The 18211-nt window shown below is 72.4% G+C and carries 12 protein-coding genes; 6 read left to right on the top strand and 6 right to left on the bottom strand.

Annotated features, from left to right (window positions below):
• The 6 genes from EBH09_RS27030 to EBH09_RS27005 form a co-directional block, all read left to right on the top strand.
• The coding region (locus EBH09_RS27030; protein WP_121749474.1) for a MinD/ParA family protein at window positions 1-2053 on the top strand (2053 nt) is incomplete at its 5' end.
• 367 nt (window positions 2054-2420) lie between these two features.
• Window positions 2421-4268: an ABC transporter substrate-binding protein gene (locus EBH09_RS27025; RefSeq protein ID WP_121749473.1), complete on the top strand. Its 1848-nt coding sequence runs from the start codon at window positions 2421-2423 to the stop codon at window positions 4266-4268.
• Window position 4269: 1 nt separating this feature from the next.
• Window positions 4270-5346 carry an ABC transporter permease gene (locus tag EBH09_RS27020; protein WP_121749472.1) on the top strand — a complete coding sequence of 359 codons (1077 nt, stop codon included), beginning with the start codon at window positions 4270-4272 and terminating at the stop codon, window positions 5344-5346.
• Window positions 5343-6320: an ABC transporter permease gene (locus EBH09_RS27015; protein WP_121749471.1), complete on the top strand. Its 978-nt coding sequence runs from the start codon at window positions 5343-5345 to the stop codon at window positions 6318-6320. Before EBH09_RS27020 ends, EBH09_RS27015 begins: the two co-directional genes overlap by 4 nt.
• Complete coding sequence (locus EBH09_RS27010) at window positions 6317-7354, top strand: ABC transporter ATP-binding protein (RefSeq protein ID WP_238697445.1); 1038 nt, start codon at window positions 6317-6319, stop codon at window positions 7352-7354. Before EBH09_RS27015 ends, EBH09_RS27010 begins: the two co-directional genes overlap by 4 nt.
• Window positions 7351-8409, top strand: coding sequence for an ABC transporter ATP-binding protein (locus EBH09_RS27005; protein WP_121749470.1), 1059 nt, complete (start codon window positions 7351-7353; stop codon window positions 8407-8409). Before EBH09_RS27010 ends, EBH09_RS27005 begins: the two co-directional genes overlap by 4 nt.
• Window positions 8410-8696: 287 nt before the next feature.
• Here EBH09_RS27005 and EBH09_RS27000 read toward each other — a convergent pair whose 3' ends face one another.
• The 6 genes from EBH09_RS27000 to infB form a co-directional block, all read right to left on the bottom strand.
• Window positions 8697-9656, bottom strand: a complete 960-nt coding sequence (locus tag EBH09_RS27000) for a bifunctional riboflavin kinase/FAD synthetase (RefSeq protein ID WP_121749469.1) — start codon at window positions 9654-9656, stop codon at window positions 8697-8699.
• 127 nt (window positions 9657-9783) lie between these two features.
• Window positions 9784-14004 carry a hypothetical protein gene (locus EBH09_RS26995; protein ID WP_121749468.1) on the bottom strand — a complete coding sequence of 1407 codons (4221 nt, stop codon included), beginning with the start codon at window positions 14002-14004 and terminating at the stop codon, window positions 9784-9786.
• Window positions 14005-14260: 256 nt separating this feature from the next.
• A complete protein-coding gene (gene truB, locus EBH09_RS26990) occupies window positions 14261-15166 on the bottom strand; it encodes a tRNA pseudouridine(55) synthase TruB (RefSeq protein ID WP_121749467.1) in 906 nt (301 codons plus the stop codon).
• Window positions 15163-15642, bottom strand: a complete 480-nt coding sequence (rbfA, locus tag EBH09_RS26985; RefSeq protein WP_121749466.1) for a 30S ribosome-binding factor RbfA — start codon at window positions 15640-15642, stop codon at window positions 15163-15165. Before rbfA ends, truB begins: the two co-directional genes overlap by 4 nt.
• A gap of 52 nt (window positions 15643-15694) precedes the next feature.
• Window positions 15695-15988 carry a DUF503 domain-containing protein gene (locus EBH09_RS26980; protein ID WP_121749465.1) on the bottom strand — a complete coding sequence of 98 codons (294 nt, stop codon included), beginning with the start codon at window positions 15986-15988 and terminating at the stop codon, window positions 15695-15697.
• Between the two features lie 155 nt (window positions 15989-16143).
• Window positions 16144-18211, bottom strand: a 2068-nt coding sequence (gene infB, locus EBH09_RS26975) for a translation initiation factor IF-2 (RefSeq protein WP_121749464.1), incomplete at its 5' end; no start/stop codon positions are given.

Here is an 18211-nt window from a genome sequence, read left to right as displayed (position 1 = left end):
TCCGTCGCACCCTCCCGTCGCGCCCGCCGCGGCGGACCAGTGGCCCGCTGAGCCGCAGCCGGCCCCCGCCGCTCCGGAGCAGCCGGGCGTACCGGCCCAGCAGCCCGCCTTCCAGCCGCAGGCTCCGCAGCCCGCGCCCGCCGCGTGGAACCCGCAGCCGGCCGCCGCGCCGATGCCGCCGGACCAGGTGCCCGCGCAGCCCGCTCCGCAGGCCGGCTACGGCTTCCCGCAGCCGGGCGCCACGCCTCCGGCGGCCCAGCAGCCTCCGGCCCAGCAGCACCCGGTCCAGCAGGCTGGCGGTGCTCCCGCGCCCAGCGCCGCCGGTTATGGGTTCCCTCAGCCCGGTACACCGGCTCCGCAGCCCTACCCCCCGGCGCAGCCCGGTGGTTACGGCTTCCCGCAGGCGCCCGCGCCGCACGGGCAGTCGCCGGAGCAGCAGCCGCACCCCGGTGTACCTCGGCAGGGGCAGCCGCAGGGTGACGCGCAGGCCCCGCCGACCGCGCCGCCCGCCGCTCAGCAGGGCTTCGCCCCGCAGGTTCCGCAGGCCCAGCCGATGGCCGCTCAGCCGATGGCTCGTCAGCCGGGGCAGACTCCCCAGACTCCGCCGGTCCCGTCTGCCCAGCAGCCGTACCAGGCCGCGCCCCCTGCGCCCCATCCGATGCAGCCCGGTCAACCCGGTCAGCCTGACCCGTCCCAGCAACCTCAGCAGGCCCAGGCCCAGGCGCCTCACCAGCACCCCGTCGATCCCCGTCTCGGTGCCGCCTGGCCGCAGCCCATGCAGCACGACCAGCGCCAGCCCACCAACCCGGGTGCCGCACCGCTCGGTTACACGGCTGCCGTGGAACTGTCGTCCGACCGGCTGCTCAACAACAAGAAGCAGAAGGCGAAGAGCAGCCGTCCGGCGGCCGGCGGTTCGCGGTTCAAGCTGGGCGGGAAGAAGGAGGAGGCCGAGCGGCAGCGAAAGCTGGAGCTGATCCGCACGCCCGTGCTCTCCTGCTACCGCATCGCCGTCATCAGCCTCAAGGGCGGCGTCGGCAAGACGACGACCACCACCGCCCTCGGCTCCACGCTCGCCACCGAGCGGCAGGACAAGATCCTCGCGATCGACGCCAACCCGGACGCCGGTACGCTCGGCCGCCGGGTGCGCCGCGAGACCGGGGCCACCATCCGTGACCTCGTCCAGGCGATCCCGTACCTCAACTCGTACATGGACATCCGGCGGTTCACCTCCCAGGCCTCGTCCGGGCTGGAGATCATCGCCAACGATGTCGACCCGGCCGTGTCCACGACCTTCAACGACGAGGACTACCGGCGCGCGATCGACGTGCTGGGCAAGCAGTACCCGATCATCCTGACCGACTCGGGCACGGGTCTCCTCTACAGCGCCATGCGCGGTGTGCTCGATCTCGCCGACCAGCTGATCATCATCTCGACTCCGTCCGTGGACGGTGCGAGCAGTGCCAGTACGACGCTGGACTGGCTGTCCGCGCACGGGTACGCGGACCTCGTCTCCCGGTCCATCACGGTCATCTCGGGGGTCCGCGAGACCGGCAAGATGATCAAGGTCGATGACATCGTCGGCCACTTCCAGACCCGGTGCCGGGGCGTGGTCGTGGTGCCGTTCGACGAGCACCTGGCCGCCGGTGCCGAGGTCGACCTCGACATGATGCGGCCGAAGGTGCGGGAGGCGTACTTCAACCTCTCGGCGATGGTCGCCGAGGACTTCGTCCGCCACCAGCAGTCGCACGGCCTGTGGACGTCCAACGGCAACCCGCCGCCGGTGGCCGCACCGCCGCTGCCGGGTCAGCCCATGCCTGGACAGCAGCCCATGCCCGGGCAACAGCCCGCACCGGGTCAGCCCGGTGCCCCCGCACAGCCGGGCCAGTACGTCCAGCCGGAACAGCCCGGACAGCCCGCACAGCACCAGCCGGGACAGCCCTACCCGCAGCAGGCCGGGCAGCCGTACCCGCAACAGCCGGGGCAGCAGCCGTACCCGCAGCCCGGTTACGGATATCCGCAGCCGGGGCAGACGCCTCCCCCGCCGCAGCAGTAGGTCCACCACCGCGTGAAGGCCCGCGTCGTCCCCGGACGGCGCGGGCCTTCGCACTTCGCAGGCAGAACGGGTGGGGCTCGGCCGTCAGGCTCTCACCAGGGAGGCGCCAGTGGTCTGCGCCAATGGGAGTGAATACTTCACCAACTCGTTCTTTCTGCAGGCCACATGGGGTTTGACGCACCGTTGACGCGCGCAGACTGCCGCTGGTAGACACACACTTCATTCCGCTTGCGCCACCCGGACAAGCCCGCTCAAGTCCGCTCGAAGCCCTTCACGGATCGCTCCAGCCTGTTCATATCTGTTCAAGCCCGCCTCACGCGGGGGCCCACGGCATCCCGCGCATGCGATGACGCGAGGTCAGGTAGTCATGAGCACACACGATCAGCACGGCAGTGGACGTACCGGCACCCACCCGCGGAGGATCCGGCTGCTCGCCTCCGCGGGCGCCGCCGCGCTCCTCCTCGCATCGGGGACCGCCGCCCCGTCGGCTTCGGCCGCCGAGGACGACAAGGTGCTCACCGTCGCCGTGGCGCAGAGCGTCGACTCACTCAGTCCCTTCCTGGCGGTACGGCTGCTCAGCACGAGCATCCACCGGCTGACGTACGAGTACCTGACCAACTACGACCCCGAGGACAACCACGTCGTCCCGGGTCTGGCCACCAAGTGGAAGTCGTCGCCGGACAAGCTGACCTGGACGTACACGATCCGCTCCGACTCCGAGTGGTTGGACGGGCAGCAGGCCACCGCCAAGGACGCGGCGTGGACGTTCAACAAGATGATGACCGACGACGGAGCCGCCACGGCCAACGGCAGCTTCGTCACCAACTTCGCGGAGGTCACCGCGCCCAGCCCGACCCAGCTGGTGATCCGGCTGAAGCAGCCGCAGGCCACCATGACCGCGCTCGACGTCCCGATCGTGCCCAGACACGTCTGGGAGAAGGTCGACGACCTCTCGAAGTTCAACAACGACAAGGACTTTCCGGTCGTCGGGAACGGCCCGTTCGTCCTCACGGACTACAAACCGGACAGCTATGTACGGCTGAAGGCCAACAAGGACTTCTGGCGGGGCGCGCCCAAGTTCGACGAGCTGGTCTTCCGCTACTACAAGGACCAGGACGCCGCCGTGGCCGCCCTGCGCAAGGGCGAGGTGTCGTTCGTGTCCGGCTCGCCGTCGCTGACGCCCGCCCAGTCCGCCTCGCTGGAGGACGAGGAGAACATCCACGTCAACGACGCGCCCGGCCGCCGCTTCTACGCCCTCGCCACCAACCCGGGCGCACGGGCGAAGGACGGCACGAAGTTCGGTGACGGCCACCCCTCCCTGCTGGACCAGCGGGTGCGGCACGCGCTGTTCATGGCGGTGGACCGCAAGGCGATCGTCGACAAGGTGTTCCAGGGGCACGCGGTCGAGGGCGAGGGCTACATCCCGCCGCGCTTCCCGCAGTACTTCTTCGAGCCGTCGGCCGACCAGAAGCTGGCATACGCTCCCACCGAGGCGGCCCGGCTGCTCGACGAGGCGGGCTACCGGACGAACGCCGACGGCAAGCGTCTGGGCAGGGATGGCAAGCCGCTGAACTACCGCGTCCTGTGCCACGCCACCGACCCGAACGACAAGGCGGTCGGCAAGTACCTGGAGGAGTGGTGGGGCGAGCTGGGCATTTCGATCACCCTCGATTGTCTGGACAACGTGACCGACCCGTGGCTGGCCGGCGAGTACGACCTGGCCTTCGACGGCTGGTCCGTCAACCCCGACCCGGACTTCGTGCTCTCCATCCACACCTGCGATGCGCTCCCGGCCACGCCGAAGGACACGGGCGCCACGGACAACTTCATCTGCGACAAGACGTACGACGAGCTGTACGCCCGGCAGCTGGCCGAGTACGACCCCGCCAAGCGGGCGGACATCGTCAAGCAGATGCAGTCGCGGCTGTACGACCTGGGGTACATGAACGTCATGGCCTACCCGAACGCGGTCGAGGCCTACCGCACGGACCAGATCGAGTCGATCACGACCATGCCCTCCGCGGCGGGCAACATCTACGGACAGGACGGCTACTGGAGCTGGTGGTCGGCGGTCCCCGCGGGCTCCGGTGACTCCTCCGGCGGTTCGTCGTCGACCGGTGCCGTGATCGGGATCGCCGCGGGCGCCGTCGTCCTCGTCGGGCTCGGGGTGCTCTTCCTGGTCCGCCGCCGGGCGACGGCGGACGACCGTGAGTAGCGTGAGCAGGCCGACGACCGCGGAGGCCGGTGCGGCGAACGGGCCGGGGTCCGCGGGCGCGGGGCGGCCTTCCCCGTCGCCCCGCGCCCGCGGGCTCCCCGTCGGCGCGTATCCGCGGTACGTGGCGGGCAGGCTGGCCGGGGCGGCCGTCTCCCTGCTCGCCGTCCTCGTCACCAGCTTCTTCCTCTTCAGGATGATCCCCGGCGATCCGGTGAAGTTCATGACCGGCCGCCGCCCGGTCTCGGCCGAGCAGATCGCCGTCTACCGGCGGGAGTTCGGGCTCGACCTGCCGCTGTGGCAGCAGTTCACGGACTACTGCGGCAAGGCACTCACCGGGGACCTGGGCACGTCGTACCAGTTCCGCGCGCCGGTCGTCGACAAGATCACCGAGGCGCTGCCGAACACCCTGCTGCTCACCGGCACGGCGTTCGTGCTCTACACCGCGCTGGGCGTCTTCCTCGGCACCCGCTCGGCATGGCGGCACGGCGGGCTCGGCGACCGTCTCCACACCGGTCTGGCACTGACGCTCTACTCCATCCCGTCCTTCTGGCTGGGGCTGCTGCTCATCATCGTCCTGTCGGTCGGCGTGGACCCGATCCCGGGTCTGTTCCCGACCGGGGGCATGGAGTCGGGCAGGGAGGAGGGCTTCGCCCACGTCGTCGACGTCGCCCACCACCTCGTACTCCCGGTGGTGACCTTGGTCGCCGTGGAGTACGGGCAGACGCTGCTGGTCTCCCGGTCGGCGCTGCTGGACGAGATGGGCGGCGACTACCTGACGACGGCGCGGGCCAAGGGGCTCAGGGACGATCTCGTACGGCGCCGGCACGCGGTGCCCAACGCGCTGCTGCCGACCGTCACCCTGATCTTCGTCAACCTGGGACGGACGGTGGCAGGCGTCATCCTCGTCGAGACGGTCTTCTCGTGGCCGGGGCTCGGCGGGCTGTTCTACCAGGCGCTCAGTGTGCCCGATCTTCCATTGGTGCAGGGGTTGTTCTTCGTCTTCGCCGCCGCGGTGATCCTCATGAACACACTGGCCGACCTGCTGTATCCACTGTTCGATCCGAGGGTGGGCCGATGACCGCCGAGGCCACCGAAGGCAGCGAGAGCACCACAGGTGCCGAAGGAACCGAGAGCCCCGAGTCCCCGGCGAAAGGCGCGGCACCCGGTCCGCGTGCTCTCGCCCGGCAGCGGCGCCGGGCCACCGTCGCGCGCTTCTGGAACGAGTACCGCAGGCACCGCGCGGGCGTGTTCGGGCTGGCGGCGTTGTCGCTGTTCGTGCTCGTCGCGCTCTCCGCACCGCTCACCGTCGGGTCGGACGTGGAGAGCGTGACCAACGCGCCCGGGCAGCCGCTGGAGAGCCCGAGCGGCCGGTTCCTCCTGGGCACCGACCAGTTCGGGCGGGATCTGCTGGGTCTGCTGATCTGGGGCTCGCGCGTCTCGCTGCTCGTCGGGCTGCTCGCGGCCGCGCTGTCGGTGACGATCGGGGCGCTCATCGGGATCACGGCCGGACACTTCCGCGGCTGGTACGCCACGGTGATGATGCGGATCACGGACTGGTTCCTGGTGATGCCGACGCTGGTGCTCGCCATCGTGCTGGCGACGGTCCTGTCCCGTTCGCTCGGCACGATCGTGCTGGCCATCGGCGTGACCACCTGGCCCACCACGGCAAGGCTGGTCCGGGCCCAGACGCTGGCGGTGGAGTCGCGGCCGTACATCGAACGCGCGAAGGCGCTCGGGGGCGGGCACTGGCACATCATGTCCCGGCACGTGCTGCCCAACGTCATGCCGCTGGTCCTCGCCCAGACGACCCTGATCATCTCATCCGCGATCCTGGCCGAGGCCACCCTGGCCTTCCTCGGGCTCGGGGACCCGGCGGTCGTCTCCTGGGGCGGGCTGCTGCAGGACGCGCGGGAGGCGGGGTCCGTGAGCTCGGGCGACTGGTGGTACCTGGTGCCGCCGGGCGTCGGGATCGCACTGGTGGCGCTGGCGTTCACCCTGTGCGGGCGCGCGGTGGAGGCCGTTCTCAATCCCAGGCTGGGGGTGTCGCGTTGAGTCTGCTCGAGGTCCGCGACCTGCACGTGACGTATCCCGGCGGTGCGGCCGCGCTGCGCGGGGCCGATCTGAGCCTCGTCGCGGGCGAGAAGCTCGGCATCGCGGGCGAGTCCGGCTGCGGCAAGTCCACCCTGGCACTGGCGCTGTTGCGGCTGCTGCCGCCCGGTGCCCGGACCGACGGGGAGGTCCTGCTGGACGGCGAGGACGTGCTGACGATGAAGTGGGGCCGGGTGCGGGCGGTCCGCTGGGCGAGGGCGTCGATCGTCTTCCAGGGCGCGATGCACTCCCTGAACGCCGTGCACCGAGTCGGCGACCAGATCGCCGAGCCCATCCTGCTGCACCGCAGGGCCACGCCGGCGGACGCCCGGAAGAGGACCGGTGAGCTGCTGGAGCAGGTGGGGCTGCCGGCGGCCCGCGCGAGCGCCTACCCGCACGAGCTGTCCGGTGGCCAGCGGCAGCGGGTGATGATCGCGATGGCGCTGGCCTGCGACCCCCGTCTGATCGTCGCCGACGAGCCCACCACGGCACTCGACGTGATGATCCAGGCCCAGATCCTGCGGCTGATCGAGACCCTGGTGGGTGAGCAGGACCTGGGCCTGATCATGATCAGCCACGACCTCGCCGTACTGGCCGACACCTGCGACCGGCTGGCGGTGATGTACGCGGGGCGGGTTGTCGAGGAGGGACCGGCACGGCAGGTCTACGAGGACGCCCGGCATCCGTACGGCCGGGCGCTGTCGGGGGCGTTCCCGAGGATCGGCGACCCGGCATCGCGGTTCGCGCCGCGCGGGCTGCCGGGTGACCCGCCTGACCCGGCGGCGGTGCCGTCCGGGTGCGCGTTCCATCCGAGGTGCCCGGTCGCGTTGGAGGCATGCGCCACACAGGACCAGGCACTGCGGGCGGCGGGAGAGGACCGGCGGGCGGCGTGCGTGCACGTGGGATCCGAAAGCACCTGCACACCGCCCGCCGACGGCGCGGCGTCCGGCGGCACACCGCCGGCGCGGGACGAGGGAGTGAGGAGCGGCAACCCATGACGAGCACTCCGACGACGAGCACCCCGACGACGGGCACCGCGCCTTCGCTGTTGAGCGTTCAGGGGTTGGAGGTCGCCTTCCCCGGTCGGCGCGGCGCGCCCGCCGCCCGGGCCGTGGACGGGGTCGATCTCGACATCGGACGGGGCGAGATCGTCGCGCTGGTCGGCGAGTCGGGCTGCGGGAAGACCACACTCGCCCGCTGCCTGCTCGGCCTGGTCCCGCCGACCGCCGGCCGCGTCACCTTCGACGGCGCCCCGCTCGCCCGCTCCGACCGCGCGCTGAAGGCGTACCGCAGGCGGGCCCAACTGATCCTCCAGGACCCGAGCGGTTCACTGAACCCGCGGCACACGGTGTATGACATCGTCGCCGAGGGCCTGCGCATCCACGGTCACGCGGGGAACGAGCGGACGGCGGTCGCCGAGGCGCTGTCCCGTGTCGGGCTGCGGCCACCGGAACGCTTCTTCCTGCGTTACCCGCACGAGCTGTCCGGCGGCCAGCGCCAGCGGGTCGTCATCGCGGGCGCCCTGGTCCTGGAACCGGAACTCCTCGTCGCCGACGAACCGGTGGCGTCCCTCGACGCGTCGGTGCGCGGCGAGATCCTCGCGCTGCTGCTGCGGCTGCGCACCGAGCTGGGCCTGGCCGCGCTGGTGGTGACCCACGATCTGGGGCTGGCCTGGAACATCGCGGACCGGGTCGCGGTGATGTACCTGGGCCGGATCGTCGAGACGGGTGCGGTCGAGCAGGTGCTGACAGCGCCCCGCCACCCGTACACCCAGGCCCTGCTGTCCGTCCTGCCGGAGGCGCCCGGCGCCCCGGTCGTGCTCTCCGGTGAACCTCCCGACCCGTCGCATGTCCCCGCCGGCTGCCGCTTCCACGTCCGCTGCCAGATCCTGGCCGGGGGCGAGGCGGAACGCGCCGGGGTCGCCGACGCGTGCCTCCATCAGGACTTGGAGATCTTGACCGGCGGCGACACGGCCCAGGTCGCCTGCCACTGGGCCCTGGCGGAGCGGTCGGCGGCGGGGGCTGGGGACACGGCCGCGGTACGGCCGGGCTGACCCGGGCGGGTCTGTCCGTCGGGGGACGCGCTACCACCCCGCTGGACGGCCGGGCGAACGGCGTCGGCGGGGCGCAACTGCCATACAGCAGAAAGCGACCCATCCGGCCAGGGCGGGAACGCGCCTACCGCCTCCGGACCGCCGGGCGACACCGCGGCCATGGGACATGGGCGGGCCACAGCCGCCGCACAGCCGAGACGACCCACCCGGACACAGGCAGAGCAAGGACGCGCCCGCCGCCCGGGACGGCTGCGACGGTACGGCCGCCGACGGTGTCGGCGTGGTCGTCAGGGCTGCTGGGTGTCGTCCGCCGCGATGATCTCTCGGCACTTGTTGACGTCGTCGCCCATCTGGACGAGCAGCGCCTCCAGCGTCTCGAACTTCGCCTGGCCCCGTACGAAGGCCAGGAAGTCCACGGCGACGTGCAGGCCGTACAGGTCGAGGCCGACGCGGTCGATGGCGTACGCCTCCACCGTGCGCTCGGTGCCCTCGAACTGCGGGTTGGTGCCGACGGAGATCGCGGCCGGCATCGCCTCGCCCTGGGCGTGCAGCCAGCCGGCGTAGACGCCGTCGGCCGGGATGGCGGTGTGCGGGAGGGTCTCGACGTTGGCCGTGGGGAAGCCCATCTCACGGCCGCGCTGGGCGCCCCGGACGACGATTCCCTCGACGCGGTGCGGGCGGGCCAGGATCTCCGCGGCGCCGGCGACGTCGCCCTCGGCGACCAGGCGGCGGGTCAGGGTCGAGGAGAAGGGTTCGCCGCCGCCCGCGTCACCGGTCACGTACAGGTCGACGACCTCGACCTCGAAGTCGTAGACCTTGCCCTGTTCGATGAGGAACTCGACGTTTCCCGCGGCCTTGTGGCCGAAGCGGAAGTTGGGGCCCTCGACGACCGCCTTGGCGCGCAGCCGGTCGACCAGGACCTTTACCACGAAGTCGGCCGCGGACAGCTTCGAGAACTCTTTGGTGAAGGGGAGGATCAGCACCGCGTCCACGCCCAGTTCCGCCATCAGTTCGGCGCGGCGGTGGTGCGGGGCGAGCAGTGGCGGGTGGCTGCCGGGGCGGACGACCTCGCTGGGGTGCGGGTCGAAGGTGACGACGACGGCGGGGACGCCCAGCTCGCGGGCGCGGTCCACCGCGTGCTTGATGATCAGCTGGTGCCCGCGGTGGACGCCGTCGTAGGAGCCGATGGTGACGACGCTGCGTCCCCAGTCCTCGGGGATGTCCTCCAAGCCACGCCAGCGCTGCACTGTGTCTGCTCCTTGGTGGTTTCCGTGGTGCCTCTTACGCAGGTCTAAGGGTGCCATGCCGTCCGGCTCCCGCCCGCATCGGCATCCGCGCTGTGACCGGGTGCACGCCCGGCGCGCCGGATCCGGCTCACGCCGGGACCCGGACGCCCGCCAGGTTCTCGATCGTGCGGCGCGCGCTGGGGCCCACCAGCGCCGCCCAGTCCTGGGGCTCGTCGGCCAGCCAGCCGGTGACCCTGGAGGCGAACCCCGGGAGGTGGCGGGCCAGGTCGACCAGGCCGCGGTCGAAGCGGGTGGCGCCGTCCGGGGTGCGGACGAGGAGGAGACCGGTGCGGTGGACGAGGGCGGGCAGGTCGTCGCCGCCGCACCGGGCGGCCGCGTGCAGCAGCGCGTCCAGGACGGCGGGGTCCTGCTCGTGGGCCAGGAGGTGCTCGCGCAACTCGCGGCGGAGCGGACCGCTGGCGGGGGCGCCGTCGCCGGTGGTGCCGCTGCCGGTGGCGCCGTCGCCGGCGAGGGCACCGGCGAGCGCGGCGCGCACCGGCTCGGGACCGTCGTCGAGCAGGCCGGTGACCAGGGGGTGGAGTACGGCGCGGGCCGCGGGGTCCCGGTCGAGGCGCCGGTCGACGTACCCGGCCACGTGCCCGGCGGTCTCCGGGCGTTCCACCACCGCCTCCCCGACGAGTACGGCCACCCGGCGGGCGAGCGCGGGCGTGGTGGCGTCGGCGAGCCTGCGCAGCGCCTCCCCGGCGTCCGGCCCGCGCAGTCTGGCCCGGAAGGCGTCGAGGACGGGTCCTGGATGGGTCGGCAGGGCGGCGGCCACCGCGCTCGGCGGTAGGTACGGGTCGCCCGCCGCGAAGTGGCTCAGGGCCCGCGGGAGATGACGGTCCCGGCTGTCCGGGTCCTGGACGAGCAGGGCGAGCGCGCCGCCGCGCAGGGCGCTGTCGGCGGGGTCGGCGAGCAGGACCAGGGCGGCGTGGCGGAGCAGGGTGCGGTCGGCACCGGTGCGTGCGTGTGGTGCGGTGCGCAGGCCATGGGTCACCGCCGCCGTCCGCCGGGCGGGCCGCTGGTCGCGCGCCCACCGCTCGACGGCGCGGCAGAGGGCGGACGGCTCCTCCTCGGCAAGGACGGCGAGCAGTTCGTCGGCCCGTCGGTGCGCGCTGTCGACGAGAACCTCGGTGAGGCCGTCCAGGCCACCCGGGCCGCGGTGGCGGTGCGTGTGCAGCAGCGCCTGTGCGGCCGTCGCGACGGTGGCGTGCGGGGTCGCGGGCAGCGGCCGTTCGTCGTCGAACCAGCGGACGAGGAGCGGTTGCACGACCGTCGGATCGGCGGCGAGCCGTCCGGCGACGGTGTCGAGGTGGCGGGGGCCCGGCTCGTGCGGAGGGCCGTCGGCGAGGACGAGGCGGCGCAGCAGGTCCAGGCGCGTGGCCTCCGGCAGTCGCACGGCCGTCCAGAAGGCGGGCCCGAACTCCCCGGGCGCGCCCCGACCTTCGCCGCTCCGCTCCGCGATGCCGTCGGCGAGCAGCCGCAGCACCTCCGTGTACGGCGTGGCGTCGGGCACGCGCGTCAGCACCTCGGCGAGCAGCCGGGCGGCCCACCAGGAGTACAGGTCGGCGTCCAGTGCGTGCACCAGCTCTTCGAGAGTCAGCGCGAGTTGGGGGACGCCGTACTGGCGGGCGAGGAGCAGCAGGGCCTCGACGACGGGGCCGATGCGGTGGTGCGGCACGGGGAGGGTGCGGGTGTGGGTGTCGTGCGGGGTGCCGCGGTGGTGGACGAGGGCGCGCAGGGCTTCGTCCAGGTCGAGGTGCGTGCCCTGGATCCAGTCGGCGAGTTCCTCGTGGGCGAAGCGGTAGCCGCTGCCCGCGGGTACGAGGAGGCCCTCGCCGAGTACGGCCGTTGCCCAGCCGGTGCCGCCGCCGAGCCGGGCGGGGGCCGGCCCCCACGGGAACAGCGCCTCGAACGACTCGCGGTCCAGCTCGCCCTGGCCCGGGCCGAGACTGCGCCGGGCCGCCTCGTGGACCTGTCCGGAGACCTTTGCCGCGAGTCGTCGTACGGCGGTGCCGTGCAGGCCGTTCTCCGCGGCCAGGCGGTTGGCGACGCGCAGGCACGTCAGGTCCAGGTAGGCCGCGAAGACCGCGTGCCGCTCGACGCGGGCGGGGGGCGGGGAGCCGGGCAGGGCGTCGTGGACCTCCGCGAGAAGGCGGAGGGTGAGGGGGTGCCGGCCGTCCGGGTCCGCGAGGGCGCCTTCCGGTAGGCGGTAGCGTGCGCGCGCCTCCCGGGCCTCGTCGTCGCGCAGATCGCCGAGGCGGACGCAGGGCGGGATCCCTTCGCCGGGGTCCTGGGACCGGGGCTCTGCGGACTCCGACCGAACCGGAGCGGCCGCCGTTCCGGAGGTCGTCATGCCTGCAGTCGTCCTGCCGGAGGTCGTCCGGCCGACGGTCGGCGCCGTCTGCCTCGGCGCGGCGCCGGCCGCTCCGAACGGCGGTTCCGGTTCGCGATCGGCGGCCTTCGACGTGGGCGCTCTGCCTGCCGGCCCTGCCGTCGACTCCCCCAGCACCGCTTCGAGGGGCGTCATGAGCGAGGGCACTTCACCGCCCGACGCCGGCAACGACGCACCACTGACCGGCACGGAACACGACGCACCACTGACCGGCACGCCACACGACGCGCCACCGGCCGACACGGAACACGACGCGCCACCGGCCGCTCCGGTCAGCGGCACTCCACCGCACGCCCCGGCGTGTCCCCCGCCGCACGCCGACCCGGGCCACGGTTCTCCGGCAGCGATCGCCCGAGGCGACGGCACGCCCACGACCTGGCCGGACGGCCACTCCCCCGCAGCCGAGCCGGGCGTCCGCGACACTCCGGCAACCGGTCCGGACGCCGACGCCCCCACCACCGCCCCGTACAACAGCTCCCGCGGGAACTCCGCCCCCGCCCGCTCCCAGTACTCCGCCCGGCATGCCACCACGAGCCGCGTTCCCGTGTCCCGCAGCCACGTCACCGTGCCCTCCGTCCACTCGGGGAGGCGGTGGGCCAGGACGGGCGGCATCTCCTCGGGGCCGTCGAGCAGCAACAGAAGGCGGCGTCCGGCGGTGCGGGCGAGGTGGGCGAGACGGTCCGGAGTGATGTCGCCGAGGCCGGCGGAGCGGGAGCGGTCCGAGGCGGCGATGATGCGGGCGGCCCGGGCCAGCGTCCTGTGTGCCGCGTCCGCCAGCGACATGTCGTCGTCCCGCAGATCGGCGCCGCGCAGCCACAGTGTGGGCGCCGGTTCCGCACCCCGGGCGCGACGGGAGGCGAGGGCCGCCAACTCGGTCGTACGGCCGCTGCCGGGTGCGCCGACCAGGCCGAGCACACTGGCGCGGCTCACGGCGAAGTCGGCGAACTCCCGCATGACGGCCGCGCGTTCGACCGGATACGCACGCCGCCCGGTACCCGGCCCGGCCCCTGCCCCTGCCCCGACCCCCGGACCGCTACGGGCGCCGGACCCGGACCTGGACCAGAATCCGGACCCGAAGCCGTGCCCCACACCCTCACCCACGCGCCCACCCCCCGCCGCCGCCCCCGGCGGGCCGTCCTGCCCCACCGAGGTCGCCGTGAGTGCGAGTACGCCCGCCAGATTGAGGTCGGCGCCGTAGGCCGGGACCGTCGCCGCGTTCTCGGCGAGCAGGTCGGCGAGAGGGCCGGGGACGGGAAGCAACGGCACGGCGAAGCCGACGTCGCTGTGGCCGGAACTCAGGGCGGTGCCGAGGACGCCGACGACCGCGCCGGTCGCGATGTCGAGCACCGGTCCGCCGGCCGCGCCGCCGCCCAGCCGCAGCGCGTCCCGCCCCGATGTGCCGAGCGCGAGCTCCAGGGCGTCGCCGAGGAGGTGGAAGCGGTCGGTGGCCGCGTAGGTGACGTCGGTGGCGCCGAGGACCCGGGCCTCGCGCCAGCCGCCGGCGGCGATCCGGACGTACGTCCCGGCCTCGACCCTGCCGCGCGCCGCGACGGGCAGCGGCTCGGCACCGAGGCCCTCGGTGCGTACGAGGGCCAGGCCCAGGGCGGGCAGCGGAGTCACGTCGGCGGCGGCCACGACACGGCGGCGGTCCCCGGCGCCGCTCAGCACCAGTCGGGACAGACCGTCGACCGCTTCGTGACTGGTGATCAGCGTGCCGTGGTGGTCGGCGAGGAAACCGGCGCCCCGAGGGCGGCCGGCGAGGTCATGGACACGGATCAGCGCGTCGTCGGGCGCGATCCGTGGCGCCTCGGTCGGCGGGCCGGGCGGCCCGCCGCACGCCTCCGGGAAGCCCTCCCGGGACCGCAGTCCCGCCCTGCCGCCCGCCGCCTCCCGGGACCGGTTCCGCGACACCATCGTCGAACCTCCCCGCCGTACACCCGTGCTGTGTGTTCGACGGTAGGCGCGTGATGATCAATGGAACAGATCCCGTGGCGAACGCGCCCCCTTCCACTCCCCCGGTTCACTCCGAGCGCCTGCCCGGACGGGTGAACAGGAAGGGAGGGTTGGATACACCCTATGTGGTGGGGGAACCGAGGGGGGACCGTGGAGCGGCGACAATGGAAGTCCCCGTGATCGCCGCTCCACGGGCGGAGCCCGACGGCAGGCCGGCTCAGCCGAATACGGCCAGGCTCTTCGCCTTGCCCTTGTGCTCCTCCACGAGCGCGAGCAAGCGGCCCTCGGGATCGAAGACGGCGACGGCGCCGGCGCCCGCGTAGGAGTCGGGCATCTCCAGCCGTACACCGTTGATGAGCAGCCGCGCCCGCTTGGCGTCCACGTCCCAGCGCGGGAATGCGGCGGTGGCCGCGTCCGCGATCGACATGACGGTGAGATCCTGCTGGAGCTGGTCCAGCGTCTTGGCCGCGTCCAGCTTGTACGGGCCGACGCGGGTGCGGCGCAGGGCCGTGAGGTGGCCGCCCACGCCCAGGTCGGCGCCCAGATCGCGGGCGAGGGCGCGGATGTAGGTGCCGGAGGAGCAGACCACCGAGACCACCAGGTCCGTCACCGGGGTGCCGTCCTCCGCGACGGCGTCCCGGACGTCGTACACCGCGAAGGAGGAGACGGTGACGGGGCGGGCGGGGATCTCGAACTCCTCGCCCTCGCGCGCCCGCTTGTAGGAGCGCACGCCCTTGATCTTGATGGCGCTGACCTTGGACGGCACCTGCATGATGCGGCCGGTCAGCTTGGCGACGGCGGCGTCGACGGCGTCCCGGGTGACCTTCGAGGCGTCCTGCGACCCCGTGATCTCGCCCTCGGCGTCGTCGGTCAGTGTCGTCTGCCCGAGCCTGATCGTGCCCAGGTACTCCTTCTCGGTGAGGGCGAGGTGCCCGAGGAGCTTGGTCGCCCGCTCCACACCGAGGACCAGGACGCCCGTCGCCATCGGGTCGAGCGTGCCGGCGTGCCCGACGCGCCGGGTGCGGGCGATGCCCCGCATCTTGGCGACGACGTCGTGCGAAGTGAAGCCCGACGGCTTGTCGACGATGACGAGGCCGTCGGGCGTGGGGTGCTTGTCGGTCATTTAGCGGTGTCGTCCGTCTCGTCGGCCTCGACGGCCTCGGCCTCGTCCTCGGACTCGTCCGGCTTGCGGTACGGGTCCGCCTCACCGGCGTACGCGGCGCCCGCGGACGCCTCGCGCACCTTCTCGTCGGACTGCCGCGCCTTGTCGAGGAGGTCCTCGATGTTCCGGGCGGTGTCCGGGAGGGCGTCCATGACGAAGGTCAGGGTCGGCGTGAACTTCACGCCCGCCGCCTTGCCCACCTCGGAGCGCAGGATGCCCTTGGCGCTCTCCAGGCCGGCGCTCGCGGCCGCGCGCTCCTCGTCGTCCCCGTACACCGTGTAGAAGACGGTCGCCTCCCGCAGGTCACCCGTGACCCGGGTGTCCGTGATGGTGACGTGCGAGCCGAGCCGCGGGTCCTTGATCCCGCGCTGCAGCTTCTGGGCCACCACCTCTCGGATGAGGTCCGCCAGCCTTTTCGCCCGCGCGTTGTCGGCCACTGGTCCGTCTCCCGTTCTCTTTCTTCGTCTGCGCTTCTTCTGCGCTTTCTGGTCAGTCGTCGTCGCCGTGGAAGCGCCGTCTGACGGACAGCAGCTCCACCTCGGGGCGGCCGGCCACCAGCCGCTCGCACCGGTCGAGTACGTCGGACAGGTGCCCCGCGTCACCGGACACCAGCGCCAGGCCGACGACCGCCCGCCGGTGGAGGTCCATGTGCTCCACCTCGGCCGCGCTCACCGCGTACTTCCGCTGGAGCTCGGCGACGATCGGGCGGACGACGGAGCGCTTCTCCTTCAGCGAATGTACGTCGCCGAGGAGGAGGTCGAAGGACAGCGTCCCCACATACATGTGTGCAACCGGTTCACCCGCCGGTTCGGGATCGATGGCCCCGCCATCCATGCGGCGGGGACATCAGAACCGTACAACGAACGGCCGGGGCCGATCGACGGATATTGTGCTCCGCCGACCGGCCCCGGACCGCACCGTCTCGGAAGTCGGGGCTGTTACACCCGCGGCTTCTCGCGCATCTCGTACGTCGCGATGACGTCGTCGACCTTGATGTCGTTGAAGTTTCCGAGGTTGATACCGCCCTCGAAGCCTTCGCGGATCTCGGTGACGTCGTCCTTGAAGCGACGCAGGCCCACGATGTTGAGGCTCTCCGCGATGACCTTGCCATCGCGCAGCAGGCGCGCCTTGGTGTTGCGCTTGACCTCGCCGGAGCGGATGAGAACACCCGCGATGTTGCCCAGCTTGGACGAGCGGAAGATCTCGCGGATCTCCGCCGTACCGAGCTCGACCTCTTCGTACTCCGGCTTGAGCATGCCCTTGAGGGCCGCCTCGATCTCCTCGATCGCCTGGTAGATGACCGAGTAGTACCGGACGTCCACACCCTCGCGCTCGGCCATCTGCGCGGCACGCCCTGCGGCGCGCACGTTGAAGCCGATCACGATGGCGTCGGAGCCCATCGCCAGGTCGATGTCGGACTCCGTGACCGCACCGACGCCGCGGTGCAGGACGCGGATGTCGACCTCTTCGCCGACGTCCAGCTGGAGCAGCGAGGACTCGAGGGCCTCGACGGATCCGGAAGCGTCACCCTTGATGATCAGGTTCAGCTGCTGGACCTCGCCGGCCTTGAGCACCTTGTCCAGGTCCTCGAGCGACACGCGGCGCGTGCGCTTGGCGAACGCGGCGTTCCGCTCGCGGGCGGCGCGCTTCTCCGCGATCTGGCGGGCCGTACGGTCCTCCTCGACCACGATGAAGTTGTCACCGGCACCCGGGACATTGGTCAGGCCCAGGACCTGGACCGGCGTCGACGGACCGGCCTCGGCGACGTTGTTGCCGTTGTCGTCGAGCATGGCGCGGACGCGGCCGTAGGCGTCGCCCACCACCATCGTGTCGCCGACCCGCAGGGTGCCTCGCTGGACGAGGACCGTCGCCACGGCACCGCGGCCGCGGTCGAGACGGGACTCGATCGAGATGCCCTGCGCGTCCTGGACCGGGTTGGCCCGCAGGTCGAGCGAGGCGTCCGCGGTGAGGACCACGGCCTCCAGCAGGGAGTCGATGTGCAGACCCTGCTTGGCGGAGATGTCGACGAACATGGTGTCGCCGCCGAACTCCTCGGCCACCAGGCCGTACTCGGTCAGCTGACCGCGCACCTTCGTCGGGTCGGCGCCCTCGACGTCGATCTTGTTGACCGCGACGACGATCGGGACGTCGGCCGCCTGGGCGTGGTTGAGCGCCTCGACCGTCTGCGGCATGACGCCGTCGTTGGCCGCGACGACCAGGATCGCGATGTCGGTCGACCGCGCACCACGGGCACGCATGGCGGTGAACGCCTCGTGACCCGGGGTGTCGATGAAGGTGATCTTGCGCTCTTCTTCGTTGACCTCGGTCGCGACCTGGTAGGCACCGATGTGCTGGGTGATGCCGCCGGCCTCGCCCGCGATGACGTTCGTCTTGCGGATGGCGTCGAGCAGTCGGGTCTTACCGTGGTCGACGTGACCCATGACGGTCACGACCGGCGGACGGACGACCAGGTCCTCCTCGGAGCCCTCGTCCTCGCCGAACTCCAGGTCGAAGGACTCGAGCAGCTCTCGGTCCTCCTCCTCCGGGCTGACGATCTGAACCGTGTAGTTCATCTCGCCGGCGAGGAGCTGGAGCGTCTCGTCGGAGACGGACTGGGTCGCGGTGACCATCTCGCCGAGGTTCATCATGACCGCGACGAGCGACGCCGGGTTGGCGTTGATCTTCTCCGCGAAGTCGGTGAGCGAGGCACCGCGCGACAGGCGAATGGCTTCGCCGTTGCCGCGAGGCAGCATCACGCCGCCGACCGACGGGGCCTGCATGGCCTCGTACTCCTGGCGCCTCTGCCGCTTCGACTTGCGGCCGCGACGCGCGGGACCGCCGGGACGACCGAAGGCGCCCTGCGTGCCACCACGGCCACCGGGACCACCGGGACGACCGCCGAAGCCGGGACGGCCACCGCCGCCACCGAAGCCGCCGCCACCACCGGGACGACCGGCGAAACCGCCGCCGCCACCGGGACGACCGCCGCCGCCACCGCCACCGGGA

The organism is Streptomyces sp. E2N166, from assembly GCF_003671715.1.
GTDB classification, from domain to species: domain Bacteria; phylum Actinomycetota; class Actinomycetes; order Streptomycetales; family Streptomycetaceae; genus Streptomyces; species Streptomyces thinghirensis.
This window is presented reverse-complemented; position numbering and strand designations above follow the sequence as displayed.

Coding starts and splice junctions, on each gene's coding strand:
- EBH09_RS27025 (WP_121749473.1), top strand. CDS start 2,421: ATGAGCACACACGATCAGCACGGCAGTGGACGTACCGGCACCCACCCG.
- EBH09_RS27015 (WP_121749471.1), top strand. CDS start 5,343: ATGACCGCCGAGGCCACCGAAGGCAGCGAGAGCACCACAGGTGCCGAA.
- EBH09_RS27005 (WP_121749470.1), top strand. CDS start 7,351: ATGACGAGCACTCCGACGACGAGCACCCCGACGACGGGCACCGCGCCT.
- EBH09_RS26995 (WP_121749468.1), bottom strand. CDS start 14,004: ATGGTGTCGCGGAACCGGTCCCGGGAGGCGGCGGGCGGCAGGGCGGGA.
- truB (WP_121749467.1), bottom strand. CDS start 15,166: ATGACCGACAAGCACCCCACGCCCGACGGCCTCGTCATCGTCGACAAG.
- EBH09_RS26980 (WP_121749465.1), bottom strand. CDS start 15,988: ATGTATGTGGGGACGCTGTCCTTCGACCTCCTCCTCGGCGACGTACAT.